Annotated in this window: 16 protein-coding genes; 5 read left to right on the forward strand and 11 right to left on the reverse strand. The window is 40.2% G+C overall.

Annotation, left to right across the window (positions count from 1 at the left end):
• Positions 1 to 7: 7 nt before the first annotated feature.
• Positions 8 to 1,525 carry a 4-alpha-glucanotransferase gene (gene malQ / locus AB8E63_RS06070; protein ID WP_368910412.1) on the reverse strand — a complete coding sequence of 506 codons (1,518 nt, stop codon included), beginning with the start codon at positions 1,523 to 1,525 and terminating at the stop codon, positions 8 to 10.
• Between the two features lie 417 nt (positions 1,526 to 1,942).
• Between malQ and AB8E63_RS06075 the strand changes: the two genes are divergently transcribed.
• From AB8E63_RS06075 to AB8E63_RS06095, 5 genes are all read left to right on the forward strand, one after another.
• Complete coding sequence (locus AB8E63_RS06075; RefSeq protein WP_368910413.1) at positions 1,943 to 3,214, forward strand: extracellular solute-binding protein; 1,272 nt, start codon at positions 1,943 to 1,945, stop codon at positions 3,212 to 3,214.
• 127 nt (positions 3,215 to 3,341) lie between these two features.
• Entirely contained in the window at positions 3,342 to 4,634 is a 1,293-nt protein-coding gene (locus tag AB8E63_RS06080; RefSeq protein WP_368910414.1) for an ABC transporter permease subunit, read from the forward strand.
• A gap of 1 nt (position 4,635) precedes the next feature.
• Complete coding sequence (locus AB8E63_RS06085) at positions 4,636 to 5,478, forward strand: sugar ABC transporter permease (RefSeq protein WP_368910415.1); 843 nt, start codon at positions 4,636 to 4,638, stop codon at positions 5,476 to 5,478.
• 205 nt (positions 5,479 to 5,683) lie between these two features.
• Positions 5,684 to 6,484, forward strand: coding sequence for a DUF1189 domain-containing protein (locus tag AB8E63_RS06090; RefSeq protein ID WP_368910416.1), 801 nt, complete (start codon positions 5,684 to 5,686; stop codon positions 6,482 to 6,484).
• Positions 6,485 to 6,493: 9 nt separating this feature from the next.
• Positions 6,494 to 7,480 carry a LacI family DNA-binding transcriptional regulator gene (locus tag AB8E63_RS06095; protein ID WP_368910417.1) on the forward strand — a complete coding sequence of 329 codons (987 nt, stop codon included), beginning with the start codon at positions 6,494 to 6,496 and terminating at the stop codon, positions 7,478 to 7,480.
• Between the two features lie 53 nt (positions 7,481 to 7,533).
• Here AB8E63_RS06095 and AB8E63_RS06100 read toward each other — a convergent pair whose 3' ends face one another.
• The 10 genes from AB8E63_RS06100 to AB8E63_RS06145 form a co-directional block, all read right to left on the reverse strand.
• The gene (locus tag AB8E63_RS06100) at positions 7,534 to 8,475 is read right to left on the reverse strand and encodes a YitT family protein (protein WP_314944272.1); all 942 of its coding nucleotides are present in this window, start codon (positions 8,473 to 8,475) and stop codon (positions 7,534 to 7,536) included.
• Complete coding sequence (gene aspS, locus AB8E63_RS06105; protein WP_368910418.1) at positions 8,453 to 10,216, reverse strand: aspartate--tRNA ligase; 1,764 nt, start codon at positions 10,214 to 10,216, stop codon at positions 8,453 to 8,455. The genes AB8E63_RS06100 and aspS overlap by 23 nt, the downstream gene beginning before the upstream one ends.
• Before the next feature lie 138 nt (positions 10,217 to 10,354).
• Entirely contained in the window at positions 10,355 to 10,570 is a 216-nt protein-coding gene (locus AB8E63_RS06110; RefSeq protein ID WP_004250454.1) for a hypothetical protein, read from the reverse strand.
• Between the two features lie 18 nt (positions 10,571 to 10,588).
• Positions 10,589 to 11,230, reverse strand: coding sequence for a lysostaphin resistance A-like protein (locus AB8E63_RS06115; RefSeq protein ID WP_368910419.1), 642 nt, complete (start codon positions 11,228 to 11,230; stop codon positions 10,589 to 10,591).
• Positions 11,231 to 11,239: 9 nt separating this feature from the next.
• A complete protein-coding gene (locus AB8E63_RS06120; RefSeq protein ID WP_368910420.1) occupies positions 11,240 to 11,941 on the reverse strand; it encodes a DUF3169 family protein in 702 nt (233 codons plus the stop codon).
• 14 nt (positions 11,942 to 11,955) lie between these two features.
• Positions 11,956 to 12,306, reverse strand: a complete 351-nt coding sequence (locus AB8E63_RS06125; RefSeq protein ID WP_368910421.1) for a PspC domain-containing protein — start codon at positions 12,304 to 12,306, stop codon at positions 11,956 to 11,958.
• A complete protein-coding gene (locus tag AB8E63_RS06130; protein ID WP_368910422.1) occupies positions 12,303 to 12,506 on the reverse strand; it encodes a hypothetical protein in 204 nt (67 codons plus the stop codon). The genes AB8E63_RS06125 and AB8E63_RS06130 overlap by 4 nt, the downstream gene beginning before the upstream one ends.
• Positions 12,506 to 12,709, reverse strand: a complete 204-nt coding sequence (locus AB8E63_RS06135) for a helix-turn-helix transcriptional regulator (RefSeq protein WP_000916944.1) — start codon at positions 12,707 to 12,709, stop codon at positions 12,506 to 12,508. The genes AB8E63_RS06130 and AB8E63_RS06135 overlap by 1 nt, the downstream gene beginning before the upstream one ends.
• Before the next feature lie 163 nt (positions 12,710 to 12,872).
• Positions 12,873 to 15,836, reverse strand: a complete 2,964-nt coding sequence (locus AB8E63_RS06140) for a YfhO family protein (RefSeq protein WP_368910423.1) — start codon at positions 15,834 to 15,836, stop codon at positions 12,873 to 12,875.
• Between the two features lie 209 nt (positions 15,837 to 16,045).
• A partial coding sequence (locus tag AB8E63_RS06145; RefSeq protein WP_368910424.1) for an LPXTG cell wall anchor domain-containing protein occupies positions 16,046 to 16,137 on the reverse strand: 92 nt, incomplete at its 5' end.

The raw sequence follows: 16,137 nt of genomic DNA on the forward strand, positions 1-16,137 counted from the left end.
TAATGTCTTATTTCTTTAATTCTACCAAATTTTCATTAATTCTGCGATAAATTGTAGTCAAGTCAAGCAAAGTTTCTTCGACAGCAGGAGTCAATTGATCCTCTGTCATACGCCATGACCAGTTTCCACCAAGAGTAGATGGGTAGTTCATACGAGCTGAACCATCCAACTCTAGCAAGTCTTGCATCGTTGCAATCGTCATGAAACTTACTGATGCGAAGGCTGTGCGAAGCATAGCATGCACTACTGTTTCGTACTCTTTACGGTTTGTATAACGTGCCATGTACTCACGAGTTGGATCGTCAATTTCATTGCGATACCAACCAAGAACAGTGTTGTTATCATGTGTTCCTGTATACATAACTGAGTTAGCTGGTGCCAAGTGTGGGCTGTCAATGCTTTCGTGATCTGGGTTGAAGGCAAATTGAAGGACTTTCATTCCTGGGAATCCAGTGCGCTCACGAAGTTCGATGACTTCGTCAGTCATAAATCCAAGGTCTTCTGCGATGATGTTCAAGTCACCAAGTTCTTCTTTAACCGCTGCAAAGAGTTTGTAGTCAGGTCCTTTCACCCATTTACCAGGTGCCGCTGTTTCAGAACCAGCAGGGATTTCCCAGTAAGACTCAAATCCACGGAAGTGGTCGATACGAACGATATCGTAGATTTTAAAGCTTTCACGCAAGCGTTCAATCCACCATTTGTAGCCATCTCGATCCATTGCTTCCCAGTCATAGATTGGGTTCCCCCAAAGCTGACCATCCGCAGAAAACTCATCTGGAGGGCAACCTGCAATGTGAGTCGCTTTCCCGTTTTCATCTGTTTTGAAGAGATGTGGATTTGCCCACATATCGCTTGAATCTTCAGCAACATAGATTGGCATATCGCCTACAATCTCGATGTGGTTTTCGTTAGCGTATGCTTTCAATTTCAACCATTGTTGGAAGAAGAGATATTGGGTTACACGATGGTAAACAAGCTTGTCAGCTAATTGCTCACGGTAGCTTTCAAGAGCAGAAGCTTTACGCTCACGAATATCTGCATCTGGCCACTCTGTCCAAGCGAGGTTATCAAAATGCTCCTTGATAGCCATATACTCTGCAAAAAGTTCAAGCCATGATTGGTTGTCTTGAGCAAATTTTTCAAAATCTTTGACATCTCCAACTTCAAGGAAACGTTTAACTGCTTTCTCTAAAAGCGGACGACGTGCATAGTAGATTTTAGCGTAGTCAACTTCAGTTGGGTTACTACCAAAATCCACACCTTCAAGATCACTTGCTTCCAACAAGCCTTGCTCTACCAAAACATCAAGATCGATAAAATGAGTATTACCTGCAAAAGCTGAGAATGATTGGTAAGGTGAGTCACCATAGCTAGTTGTTCCTAAAGGAAGGATTTGCCAGTAGCGTTGCTTAGTGCGAACCAAGAAGTCAACGAAATCATAGGCGCTTTGACCAAATGATCCGATTCCGTAAGCTCCTGGAAGTGATGAGATGTGCATCAACACACCACTTTGACGTTTTTTCATATTAGCACCTCAAGTGTTTATATTGTTAATTACTTCATTTTTGCGCAAACGTTTGCGCTAATTAAAGTATAACCCATTTCTAAAATAAATGCAAGCGTTTGTAAAAAAACTTTTTATTGTTTAATCTTTTTTGACAAACTTTCAAGTTACTATATTCTTATTTTTAAAACCCTTTTAATCTTCATTCTAATCATGCAATCGTTTCCCTTCAATTATTTTTGAATTGAAATTTGCACGATTTCCTATTTCTCTTCTATTATACAAACAATTTTAGGAATTAGCCAGTCACAAGCTTTTTTAATTTTTTTCAAAAAAACGCTTGCAACCGTTTTCCGTTTGTGCTATACTATGGTCATAAGGGAAAACGTTTGCGTTTCCTCGAAATTAAAATTTGTTATTCTTTAGGAGGAATACACTATGTCAACTAAATTCATGAAGAGCGCTGCTGTACTTGGTACTGCTACTCTTGCTAGCTTGCTTTTGGTAGCTTGCGGAAGCAAAACTGCTGATAAAGCAGCTGATTCTTCTGCATCAGGAAGCCAAGAAATCACTTTCTATGTTGAAGACCAATATAAAGCTTACGCTGAGAAAGTTGCTGCTGCTTATGAAAAAGAATCAGGAACAAAAGTTAACATCAAATCTGGTGACCAACTTGGCGGACTTGACAAACTTTCACTTGACAACCAATCAGGTCAAGCTGCTGACGTTATGATGGCACCATACGACCGTGTAGGTAGCCTTGGTACTGATGGACAACTTTCAGAAGTTAAACTAAGCGACGGTGCTAAAACAGATGATACTACTAAATCTCTTGTAACAGCATCTGACGGTAAAGTTTACGGTGCTCCAGCTGTTATCGAGTCACTTGTTATGTACTACAACAAAGACTTGCTTAAAGAAGCTCCAAAAACTTTCGCTGAATTAGAAGAACTTGCTAAAGATAGCAAATACGCTTTCGCTGGAGAAGACGGAAAAACTTCTGCATTCCTAGCTGACTGGACTAACTTCTACTACGCATACGGACTTCTTTCTGGTAACGGAGCTTACGTATTCGGACAAAACGGTAAAGATCCTAAAGATATCGGTCTTGCAAACGAAGGTTCAATCGCAGGTATCAACTACGCTAAATCTTGGTACGAAAAATGGCCTAAAGGTATGCAAGATGGAACAGCTGCTGGAAACTTAATCCAAACTTCATTCCAAGAAGGTAAAACAGCTGCTATCATCGATGGTCCTTGGAAAGCTCAAGCATTCAAAGATGCTAAAGTAAACTACGGTGTTGCTACTATCCCAACTCTTCCAAACGGAAAAGAATACTCAGCATTCGGTGGTGGTAAAGCTTGGATCATCCCATCAAGCACTAAGAACCTTGAAGGCGCACAAAAATTTGTAGACTACCTTGTATCAACTGAACAACAAAAAGCATTCTACGAAGCAACTAACGAAATCCCAGCTAACACTGAAGCACGTGCATACGCTGAAGGCAAAAATGATGAGTTGACAACAGCTGTTATCAAACAGTTCAAGAACGCTCAACCAATGCCAAACATCTCACAAATGTCAGCAGTTTGGGAACCAGCTGCAAACATGCTCTTTGACGCTGTAAGTGGCAAGAAAGATGCTAAAACTGCTGCAGATGATGCTGTAACATTGATCAAAGAAACAATCAAACAAAAATTTGGTGAATAATTGAATTCGTTACAAGGGGGGGAGAATACAAATCCCCCTTTGATTTTATAAATTTACGAATGATTGCAGTTGCCTATTTAGTGATTGGAGACAAACTTCAATCTCGTATCCTATGAAAGGAGTAATTATGGAAAAACAACAACCTAGTAAAGCAGCCTTGCTGTCTATCATTCCTGGGTTAGGACAAATCTACAATAAACAAAAAGTCAAAGGATTCATTTTCCTTGGTGTAACTATCGTATTTGTCCTTTATTTCCTATCGCTTGCAGCGCCTGAATTGAGCAACTTGATCACGCTTGGTGACAAACCTGGTCGTGACAACTCTCTCTTCATGTTGATTCGTGGTGCCTTCCACTCTATTTTTGTAATTGTTTATCTAGCCTTTTATATTCTCAATATTAAAGACGCTCACACTATTGCAAAACAAATTAACAATGGTATTCCAGTCCCACGGACATTAAACGAAATGATTAAAGGTATCTATGAGAATGGATTCCCTTATCTTTTAATCATTCCATCTTACGTAGCTATGACATTTGCCATCATCTTCCCTGTTATCGTAACATTGATGATTGCCTTTACAAACTACGACTTCCAACACTTGCCACCAAATAAATTGTTGGATTGGGTTGGGTTAACGAACTTCACAAACATTTGGAGCTTGAGTACCTTCCGTTCAGCCTTTGGTTCCGTTCTTTCTTGGACCATTATCTGGGCTTTGTCTGCTTCTACTTTGCAGATTATCATTGGTATCTTTACAGCTATCATTGCTAATCAACCATTCATCAAGGGTAAACGTATCTTTGGTGTTATCTTCCTTCTTCCTTGGGCAGTACCAGCCTTTATCACTATCTTGACTTTCTCAAATATGTTCAACGATAGTGTTGGTGCTATCAATACTCAAGTAATCCCTCTCTTTGCTAAGGTTCTTCCATTCCTCGATGGAGCACTTATCCCTTGGAAAACAGACCCAACTTGGACTAAGATTGCCTTGATTATGATGCAAGGTTGGCTTGGATTCCCATATATCTACGTTTTGACCTTGGGTATCTTACAGTCTATTCCTAACGACCTCTACGAAGCAGCTTACATCGATGGTGCCAATGCTTGGCAAAAATTCCGTAACATCACTTTCCCAATGATTTTGGCTGTTGCGGCGCCTACATTGATCAGCCAATACACCTTCAACTTTAACAACTTCTCTATCATGTACCTCTTTAATGCTGGAGGTCCTGGTAGTGTCGGTGGTGGTGCTGGTTCGACCGATATCTTGATCTCATGGATTTACCGTTTGACAACAGGGACATCTCCTCAATACTCAATGGCAGCTGCCGTTACCTTGATTATCTCTATCATTGTCATCTCTATTTCTATGATTGCATTCAAGAAACTACACGCATTTGATATGGAGGACGTCTAAGATGAATAATTCAATTAAGCTCAAACGTAGACTGACTCAAACCCTTACTTACTTATACTTGGTTGGCCTTTCAATCGTCATTATCTATCCTCTTTTAATTACGATCATGTCAGCCTTCAAGACTGGTAACGTCGTAGCCTTTAAGCTTGATAGTAACGTCGACTTTAGCTTTGCTAACTTTAAAGGACTCTTCACTGAAACCTTGTACGGTACTTGGTACCTCAACACGTTGATCATTGCCTTGATTACAATGGCTGTTCAAACAAGTATCATCGTCTTAGCAGGTTATGCATACAGCCGTTATAACTTCTTGGCTCGTAAACAAAGTTTGGTCTTCTTCTTGATTATCCAAATGGTGCCAACCATGGCAGCTTTGACAGCCTTCTTCGTTATGGCGCTTATGCTAAATGCCCTTAACCAAAGCTGGTTCCTCATCTTCCTCTACGTTGGTGGAGGTATCCCGATGAACGCTTGGTTGATGAAAGGTTACTTTGACACCGTGCCAATGTCTCTAGATGAATCTGCAAAACTAGATGGTGCAGGACACTTCCGCCGCTTCTGGCAAATCGTTCTCCCTCTTGTTCGTCCAATGATTGCTGTACAAGCTCTCTGGGCCTTCATGGGACCTTTCGGGGATTATATCCTCTCTAGTTTCTTGCTTCGTGAGAAAGAATACTTCACCGTTGCCGTTGGTCTCCAAACCTTCGTTAACAATGCAAAAAATATGAAGATTGCCTACTTCTCAGCAGGTGCTATCCTCATTGCCCTTCCAATCTGTATTCTCTTCTTCTTCTTGCAAAAGAACTTCGTTTCAGGACTTACAAGTGGTGGCGAGAAGGGGTAATATACCCCCGCCACCCTTTTTCATTTTTGAACTTGTACATCGATTCGCTTTTGAGAAACAAGAACTTGCTGAGATTGCCTTGTTAGTTAGTGGACAAATCCTAACAAATATTCACTTTTACCAAGGATTCTACTATCCCCGCTTGAAATAAAAAACATTTCTCTATATAATACTCGTATAGAAAAATGCCTATAGAAAGAGATTTATGTTACCATATCCATTTTCTTATTTTAATAGTATCTGGGGATTCCGTAAGCCCCTATCTCAACGTTTTGGTCTCAACTGGTTTCAACTGATTTTCACCAGTATTTTCTTGATTAGTTTGTCTATGGTGCCCATCGCCATTCAGAATAGTTCTCAGGAAACCTATCCTCTAGAAACTTTCATCGATGATGTCTACGCTCCTTTGACGGATAGTGTGGTTCAGGATTTAGCTAGCAATGCTCAGATTATAGATGGAAAGTTACATTACTCTGGTACTAGTCCTAGCCAAGCTTCTGTCCAGATTGGTGGTCCTACTAACTCAACCTTCCCTGAAGAATTGCTTCTTCACTTTGGAGATGAGCAACTCCTTATCAGTAAGCAGGGAAAAGAATTAACAAGCATCCGCTATCATGCCATCACAACTGATAGTTTCCAAAGCAAGGAAAGTTTAACCCAAGCTATTTCCAAAGACTGGTATCAACAGAATCGTGTCTATATTAGCCTCTTCCTGGTCTTAGGTGCTAGTTTCCTCTTTGGACTCAATTTTTTCATTGTCGCTTTAGGCGCTAGCCTTTTGCTCTACTTTACGAAAAAATCACGTCTCTTCTCATTTAAGACCTACAAAGAGTGCTATCATTTTATTTTGAACTGTTTAGGATTACCAACTTTACTGACCATGATTCTAGGTCTCTTGGGCCAAAATATGACGACTTTGATTACTGTTCAAAACATTTTATTTGTTCTATACCTGGTCACTATCTTTTATAAGACTCATTATCGTGATCCAGACTACCAAAAGTAGGAGATTATTATGCCTGTTACGATTAAAGACGTGGCCAAGGCTGCAGGGGTTTCTCCCTCAACCGTAACCCGTGTTATTCAAAACAAATCAACGATTAGTGACGAAACCAAAAAACGAGTTCGAAAGGCAATGAAAGAACTCAATTATCATCCTAATCTTAATGCTCGAAGTCTCGTTAGCAGTTATACCCAAGTTATTGGTTTGGTACTTCCAGATGATTCAGACGTTTTCTACCAAAATCCTTTCTTCCCTTCTGTCCTTAGAGGGATTGCACAGGTTGCCTCAGAGAATCACTATGCCATTCAGATTGCGACTGGTAAGGATGAAAAAGAGCGTTTAAAAGCCATTTCACAAATGGTCTATGGAAAGCGGGTAGATGGCCTTATTTTCTTGTATGCCCAAGAAAATGACCCCTTGGTTAAACTAGTTGTCGATGAGCAATTCCCCTTCCTCATTCTTGGAAAATCACTTTCCCCTTTTATTCCACTTGTTGATAATGATAATATTCAAGCTGGATTTGATGCGACAGAATACTTTATTAAAAAAGGATGTAGCCGAATTGCCTTCATCGGTGGAGCCAAGAAACTTTTCGTAACTCAGGACCGTTTAAAAGGCTACGAACAAGCCCTTCAAGAAAATCAGTTGCCTCTCGATACTCATCGTACCTTCTTTGCAGATGAGTTTCTAGAAGAAAAGGGCTATAACTTTAGTAAACAACTCTTTAAATATGACCCTCAGACCGATGCTATTATCACAACGGATAGTCTCTTAGCTGAAGGTGTATGTAACTACCTCAACGAACACCAACTTGATGTTCCAGTCCTTAGCTTTGATTCAGTAAATCCAAGGTTGAATCTAGCAGCCTATGTCAATATTAATAGTCTTGCTCTTGGCAGAACTTCATTTGAAACCATCCTGCAAATCATCAGCGATACCAAAGAAAATCGACAAATTTGCTATCGTCAATTGATTGCCCACGAAATTGTTGAAAAATAAAAACCAACTCTCTATTTTGAGTTGGTTTTTTTGTATCCTATTTACCTGAACAACTAGTTTTCAACTTCGACAAATCGCCCAAGAATATGGACATTTTCTGATACAGATACAAAGGCTGTCGGATCAACTTGTTTCATGATTAGTTTAAAATCATTAAACTCCGCACGAGTGATAACCGTTATCAAAACTGCCTTACGCTCGTGGTTATAGGTCCCTTCAGCATCGTGAATCATGGTCGCACCACGGTGCAATTTATGATGGATTTTCTCAATCACTGCATCAGGATTGCTAGTGACGATCATGGCCTGCATGCGTTTCTGTTTGGTGAAAACTGCATCTGTTACACGACTAGAAACAAAGATCGTAATCATGGAATAAAGGGCATATTTCCAACCAAAGGTCAAGCCAGCAATCAGCATGATTGTCCCGTTCACTAGGAAGGAGATACTTCCGACGTTACGCCCCGTCTTCTTACGAATAGTCAGACTGACAATATCTGTTCCACCACTGGAGATGTTATGGCGTAAAGCAAAGCCGATTCCCAGTCCCATGACGACCCCACCAAAGAGAGCATTGATGATTGGATCCTCTGTCAAGACCACCACTGGCACAAACTGGATAAAGAGCGAGCTCATGGATACCGTGATAAAGGTGAAAATCGTGAACTTATGTCCAATTTGGTACCAGGCTAAAATCATCAGCGGGATATTGATAGCGTAAAATGCTACTGAAATTGGGAAATAAAAGCCAAACAAGTGATTACTAAGCGCAGAAATGATCTGAGCCAAACCTGTTGCTCCACTTGAATAAACATGTCCTGGTTGGAAGAAAAAATTGACAGCTACTGCTGATAGAAAACCATATACTAGAGAAGCTGAAATTTTTTCATCGTATTTTTCTCGGGAGATACTTTGCAAAACACGCAAAATCTTCACTCGGTGAGCAAAGCGGCGCAAATAATAGTGCCACTTTTTAGTTAGTTTCGTTTGTTTCATCTTGTTCTACTTGTAGATTGAGTTCCTCTAATTGTTTAAGAGCTACTGTTGATGGTGCTTGTGTCATTGGGTCAGTTGCTTTGTTGTTCTTCGGAAAGGCAATCACTTCACGTATATTTTCTTCGCCTGCTAAGAGCATGACAAAACGGTCAAGCCCGATAGCCAAGCCACCGTGTGGTGGGAATCCATAGTCCATGGCTTCCAATAGGAAACCAAACTGGTCATTTGCTTCTTCTGCTGAGAATCCAAGGGCCTTGAACATACGCTCTTGGAGTTCCTTTTGGTTGATACGAAGGCTACCGCCACCAAGTTCATAACCGTTCAAGACGATGTCGTAGGCAATAGCACGAACCTTAGCCAAATCACCTTCTAATTCGTGAGCTGTTTCTTCCTGTGGAAGCGTGAATGGATGGTGGGCACTCATATAACGGCCTTCTTCTTCAGACCATTCAAACATTGGCCAGTCAACTACCCAGAGGAAGTTAAATTTGTCGTTATCAATCAAGCCGAGCTCTTTGGCAATACGTCCACGAAGGGCACCAAGTGTTGCATTGGCTACTTCAAGCGTATCAGCCACAAAGAGAACCAAGTCTTTATCTTCAAGACTAAGCGCACTTGTTAAATCGCCTTGAATGCTAGTCAAGAATTTAGCAACTGGTCCGTTTAATTCACCATCAACAACCTTAACCCAAGCAAGGCCTTTAGCACCATACTGCTTGGCTACTTCTGTCATTTTGTCGATGTCTTTACGAGAGTAGTTGTCTGCTGCACCTTTGACCACAATAGCTTTAACGGCAGGTGCTTCTGAGAAGACTTTGAAATCAACACCTTTGACAAGATCTGTCAAGTCCTGAAGCAACATCTCAAAACGAGTATCAGGTTTGTCAGATCCATAAAGAGCCATAGCATCATCGTACTTCATACGAGGGAATGGCAGCGTTACTTCAATCCCTTTTGTTTCCTTCATCACGCGCGCAATCAAGCCTTCTGTGATATCTTGGATTTCTTGCTCAGTAAGGAATGAAGTTTCCAAGTCGACCTGGGTAAATTCAGGCTGACGGTCACCACGCAAGTCCTCATCGCGGAAACATTTGACGATTTGGTAGTAACGGTCAAATCCCGCATTCATCAACAACTGTTTTGTAATCTGCGGACTTTGAGGAAGAGCGTAAAAATGCCCTTTATTAACACGAGATGGCACCAAATAGTCACGCGCTCCTTCTGGTGTTGATTTAGAAAGGAATGGCGTTTCCACATCGATAAATTCCAACTCATCCAAGTAGTTGCGGATAGAATGAGTTACTTTGGCACGAAGCTTAAGGTTCTCCAACATCTCTGGACGACGAAGGTCAAGGTAACGGTAACGTAGGCGTGTATCGTCGTTTGCTTCAATGCCATCCTTGATTTCAAATGGTGTTGTTTTGGCTGTATTAAGCACAGTAAGAGCCGTTACATTCAGTTCAACCGCTCCAGTCACCAATTTATCATTGGCCTGCTCACGTGCTTCAACCTGACCAGTCACCTCGATGACGTATTCACTTCGAAGGCTTTCAGCTGTTGCCATCACCTCCGCAGAGACTTTCTCAGGATTGATAACCAACTGCATGATCCCTTCACGGTCACGAAGGTCGATAAAGATCAATCCACCCAAGTCACGACGACGGGCAACCCAGCCTTTCAAGGTAATTTCTTGTCCGATGTGTTCCTCACGAACACGACCAGCATACATACTACGTTTCATTTCTTCTCTCCTCTTGTATTCTTTTACTATTTTACCATAAAAGCGCTAGGTCTTCATGAAAATCAACAGAAAAGTTTGCTAGAATCCTCATCTAAACCAAAAAATCCAGCAAAGTTATTCGCTGGATTTGGGTTTTCTTTATTTTTTACGCTTTTCAGCAATCCCTTCTGTTTTCTTTGGTAGGACAATTTCTGTCACATAAGCTGTCGCAAATCGTATCACTCCTGCGATAGGAGCAAAGATAATCGCTAGATTGTTATAAAAGAAATCCCCCTTAATGAAATAGACAAGTAGGCCGATGACAAAGAAGAGAAATACAGCCTGAATAACTGCTAATAATAGTACTCGTTTCATGATTTCCTCCTGAGTCTATTATAGCATGACTATCATTAAAAATGCGATTAAATTATTCAAAGCATGTAGGGCTATACTATAAGCCAAACCACCTTTACTGATATAAGCCAAGCCCATGCTAAATCCAAGTGAAGCATAAACTAGGAACTGTAGTGGAGTTCCAGGAAAATGAACAAGAGCAAAAATGAGACTACTTACAAGAAGAAAGATAGCTGTTTGCTTGATGTTATCTTGCTGAGGGAAGACAAAGCGAGCTAACATACCTCTAAATGTTAACTCTTCTGTCAGAGGTGCAAAGACAACCACCATAAAGAAAGAGAAAAGAGGTTGATTATGAGTCAATTCTTCTACCATCTTTTGATTGACTGATGGATCATGTGGTAAAAAGTTTTCTGCAACAATGACAAGGACCCATACCAAAGCTGGTAGCCAGATGTATTTGTTAAGGGCCGTTTTTTCTATTGTAACAGTTCCTGTCTTATACCACTTGTAGGTAACGAAGGTGAAGATTCCTGCTAATAAGACATAAACAGGGACAGCAACGTAGCTAGGTGCTCCCAATATCAAGGCGGCTAAACCTACGCCCTGAATAAAACTATAGACCATAAGAAATGATAAGAAGGCAAGGCTATACCAGCCGATATTTTTAAGTATTTTCATAATATTCTCCTATTTGAAATAACGTTTTGTTTTGCGCAATTGTGCAACATTGGTATACAAATGGATGACAACTGCCACCAGCAGAGCAACCAACTGTACTTGACCTAATACTACAGATAGAACTACTAAGACAACGTAGATACCAGGAATGAGGAGCTGATTGACCTTGAACAAGATCAAGTAAGCTTCTTCCATTTCAGCTTGTTTTTCTCCCTCATCATAAGTATCGAGGTAGTCCAAAACTTCCTTGGGAGTTGCCATAATAGAAAGTTTGTAGTTACGAATCTTGCTAGTGATTTTAAGGCAGTAAACACCCGACCAAATACTTACAACTATCAAAAGTAAGGATGTTGCTGATATGCCGAATCTTCCTAAGTCTAAAAGCATACAGAATAGCATACTAATTTGGGAAACATTCCAAGCCACTGTACCATAATCCAAGAAACGATACGTAGCAAGGTAGTCTTGCTCATTTCCTTCATCCTCTTCCTCTCGTTGATAGCTCTGATAAGCCTGATGACTTTTTCTAGTGAAATAAAATGTTAGGATTGCCGTAATCAGCCCTAGACCAAAAAAGATTGAGAACAAGACAGGGATTACTTGCTCTTGACTAATACCTAAAGGTTTAACTCCAAGAGCTCCGGCAAGTATTCCTAATAAAGCTCCTATAATAAAAAGTTTCAGTGCAAAAATTATGTGATTCTTTTCCATCTTTCAACCTCTTTCTAAAACAAGCCAGACAACCATTGACCAAAGACCTCACCTGACTCGAAGATAGCGGTCAAGCCTTCTGATCCAAGTGACACCAAAAGCAAACAAACAACAAGTAAGAGAACAGCTTGATTTCTTGCTTTCTTCGCTCCATCTCCCAAGGGTTCATTGCCAAGCCAACCTGCTAGATAAGCATAGGCTGTAACTGTTATAATCCCAATCTCCGTCGAAGAGAGAAACAAGAAGACTGTCACCAAACGAATGATATTGGCTTGAATGTTAAAATAGTTTCCTAAACCTGCACAAACACCTGCAAGCGCTTTGTTCTCAGTATCGACTTGAAAACCTGCTAAAAATTCTTTCATAACTTTTCTCCTTTTACGAGCTCTTTAAACTTTATTTTTTTCTCTACCCATCTAAAGACTAATAGTAGCACTATATTATTCCAGAAGAGGTATTTACTTTCAACAATTGTAAACCAACCAAATAGGCTTCCAATCATAGCCAAAAGATTTACGATAAACACAACTATAGATAGATAATAAATCACTTTATACTTGTTCATCACTCATCCTCCTCTAAGCGAAAGACTGACTCGACTGGCTCATGGAATATCTGAGCAATCTTCAGGGCAATGACGATAGATGGCGTGTACTCATCCCGCTCAAGCAAGCTGATGGTTTGCCTGGACACGCCAGCTAGTTTGGCCAGCTCTGTTTGATTCAGGCCATCGCGAGCCCGAAGCTCTTTTAGACGATTTTTTAGCATGTCTTTTTTCTCCTTTGTTCTTTATCTTGATTTCATTGTAACACATCTTTTTATTTTTGACAAGCATATTTGTCAAAAAGTTTAAGATTTTTGTCATTTTGCAAAAAAAAACGGTCAGGAATGGTATCCTGACCGTATTTTTTAATAGTTGATAAAAGATTGCTTACTCGACTGATGGAGCGTCTTGACTTTCTTTCAGCTGGTTTTTATCATCCTTTTTGTAATCTCTTCTGACAATATAAAGCGTTGTTAGACTGATGAGAGTCAATACAGCACCTGTAACCCTTCCTTTTTGGGAGAAGACAAATTCTACCTTGTGTTGTCCGGAAGTAACCGGGAAGGAAATAAAGCTGTTCCATGCTTTTGTCACAGGGACATACTTACCATCCACTTTCACCTTCCAACCCTCACTATAAGGGATAGAAGTCATCATATATTTACTGTCGTCAGTAATATTTACTGAACCGACGATATAAGTATTCGAGAATTTCTCAACTTGTAGGCCTTGTGCCTTCCGTTTTTCTAAAGCATTTTGAATTTGACTGATTTCTGCGCGGTAAACCCCTGCGTTTGAAAGGTCAACCTTGTCTGTTTTAAAGCGGAATTCCAGTACAGACTCTTGATTCTCCGCATTGTCAGCGATTTGCCATAGTTGACGTTGCGTATTTCTCTTAGAATGAGTGAACCACTTGCCGTTCAGAAGGACGGAGTAATCTTTCTCAGAATTTAGACTTGCTGGTACGAAGAAGTAATAGGTCAAGTTTGTTCGAGGAGTAATTCGGTAGCGAACGACTGCATCCTTAGAAGAATCCACCCGCTTGTAGACTGCAGTTCCTTTTTCTTTGTCGACATTTTCCTCAGTAAGATTTTCTGTTTCAACATCTCCGTAGGCTAGGGGTTTGAAGTAGTCGAGATAATTCTCTTCGCCTTTTTTCACACCTTCCATAGAGTTAAGAATGATATTTTGATTTTGGATAGCGTTGTTTCTACCAAAGTTGATGTTTCTTACTAAATCATTTGTTCCATAGGCTAATGGGAAAGAATTTGGATTTTCGTACACGATATAACGTTCATCTTCATAGACCTTCTGCGTGAAATAACGGTTCATGTCAAAACGACTTGCAAAACGTGTGAAATGCATTCTCTCAGGATGAGCTTCTTTCTCAGTAGGATCCAGATCCTTGACATCCATATAGTATCGAACACCGTATAAGGCATCTGTCAGAGGAGTTCCATTTTCGTATTCAATTGCTTCATCGCCCGCTTGATCCCCCATATAGGCAAAGTGATTCATAGTGGACCTCTCCAAATTTGAACTAAAAGTACTCAAACCTGGATAACCTATCAGAGATGGAGTTGTTCGAGAATAGGCAAAGGTCGTTGCAATTCTATAGAAAGGCTGATCTGCGTTTTCTTGGATTTTATCCGTCACACGTTTAACCGAAAGCGTTCCGTCCACAAATTTATCAACATTTGCATAACTAAAGGTCACTTGTGATAGATAGGCATTGTATCCTAGCTCAAATACTGTCAGAGTTGATAGCAAGATAACAGCTAATCGAATCATTCCTGGACGTAGCAAGGCCAGTACAGCTAAGTAAATGAGTAGAGTTAAGACTACACGAGAAAAGAGATAACCTGTTTGTAATAATAACAGCAATGCCACTACAGATCCAGCCGCAATCACCAATACCCTTTTCTTTTCTATCTGGGACTTGGCAGAGCGTTCCCAGTATAGATAAAATCCTGTAGCTGTAGCTGATATAACCAGTATCACAATAGCAATAAAATGGCTATTGATAAACAGAGTTAGAGCCTCAGGTTGTTTTTTTGGTAGATAGGTAAAGTCTTTAGTATAGAGGTAGATTGCCGATAAGACTAGGGCTACAACTGATAGCAATTTCCCTCGGCGAGAGATTTTAAATTTCTCTTTTAATGCTTGATAGGCTAAGATTAGCATGAAGAAAGAGAATAGCCATGAAAAGCGGAAGAAGAATCCGGCAGGGTTTTGTCCCATATGCCAAATCTTACTCACAAATTCATTTACAAAGGAAGTAAAGAAAATAAGAGTAACCACTCCCGCAGCCCATCTTCTTTCTTTGACTATCCTTCCTGATAAAAAGTACAAGATAAAGCCGATAAACCCGAGAGCTCCAATATAGATATTTGGCAGGTTTGGTCCAGCTGCCCAACCTGATTGTGCATCAAAGCCCCCGATAGTTAGTTTGGATAAAATGTCTAAGGGATTAATCTGAAAGGCCATGGAAAATGTCATGGCTCCTCCTGCTTGTCCCTTACTTTCAAGCAAGTTGAAAAATACGGGAACTAATAATATTGAAGCAGCCGCAACCCCTAGGATAGAGTAGAGAAAGACATTCCATAAGGGTTGGAGGTAATGTTTGAGTTTTACTTTCCATGTCCCCTCGATAGAAAAACGAGGCGAAAGATAATAGCAGGCATATAAGACAACAAATAGCGATATCATATAGCCCATGTAGAATTGAAGGAATACCGTTAAGCCTAGTACAAAGGCATATGGATAAGCCGCTTTGCCATCTAATAACTGCTCTAGATATAGGATGACGAGGGGAAGCATGAACATGGCATCATAAAAGATAACATTCATCTGGTAGGATACCAACATACCAGACAGGGCATAAGCTGTCGCAAACAAGGGAACCATCCATCGTTTTGACTCTGCACCCTTATAACGTTTAATTAAGAGATGAGCAAAGGAAAGTCCAAAGGCACCATATCTGAGCCAGATCGTTAGAAAAACAGATAATCCTATATACTTTAAAGGCAGCAGAACATAAATAAAATTGAAAGGGCTCATCAAATAATAGCCCAACTCACCAATCATATCTCCACCTAAAGATTTAGTAAAGGAATATGTCAGACTGCTTAAATCACCAGATAGAATGGCATTCTTTAGCAATCCATAAAAACTAATGTACTGCTGATCAAAGACAACGGTCATTAAACTTTTATTTCCAAAAGGATAACTCCCCATGAAAAACCATACCACCAGCATGATGGTCATCGGTAGCAAGGCACTACTGACATAAAGGACACCCTTCGGATATTTTTCCTTTAATTTCTGCCATTGTGTCAACCAATTTTCCATTATTGATTTCTCCTCTATGTTTTTAACCAACTTCTGTTTGCTGTTTGCTACCGGCTACGTTAGCTAGTATTGTAATGTTGGCTTTGTGACTTCGTGATAAGTGGGGTTTCCCCTTGAAAAGGGAAGGATAGGTATCTACTACTCCATCATTTTAACATTTAAAAAAGAGAGAGCAATGCTCTCTCCTCTCTAAAGAAACTTATCTAATATTATTTAGTAAATTTACGTTTCATAACAACTGTTCCTGACATGATTACCACACCAGCCAATACAAGTACTAGGCTTGTAGCCTCACCAGTAT

Source organism: Streptococcus sp. oral taxon 061, assembly GCF_964211575.1.
Lineage (GTDB): Bacteria > Bacillota > Bacilli > Lactobacillales > Streptococcaceae > Streptococcus.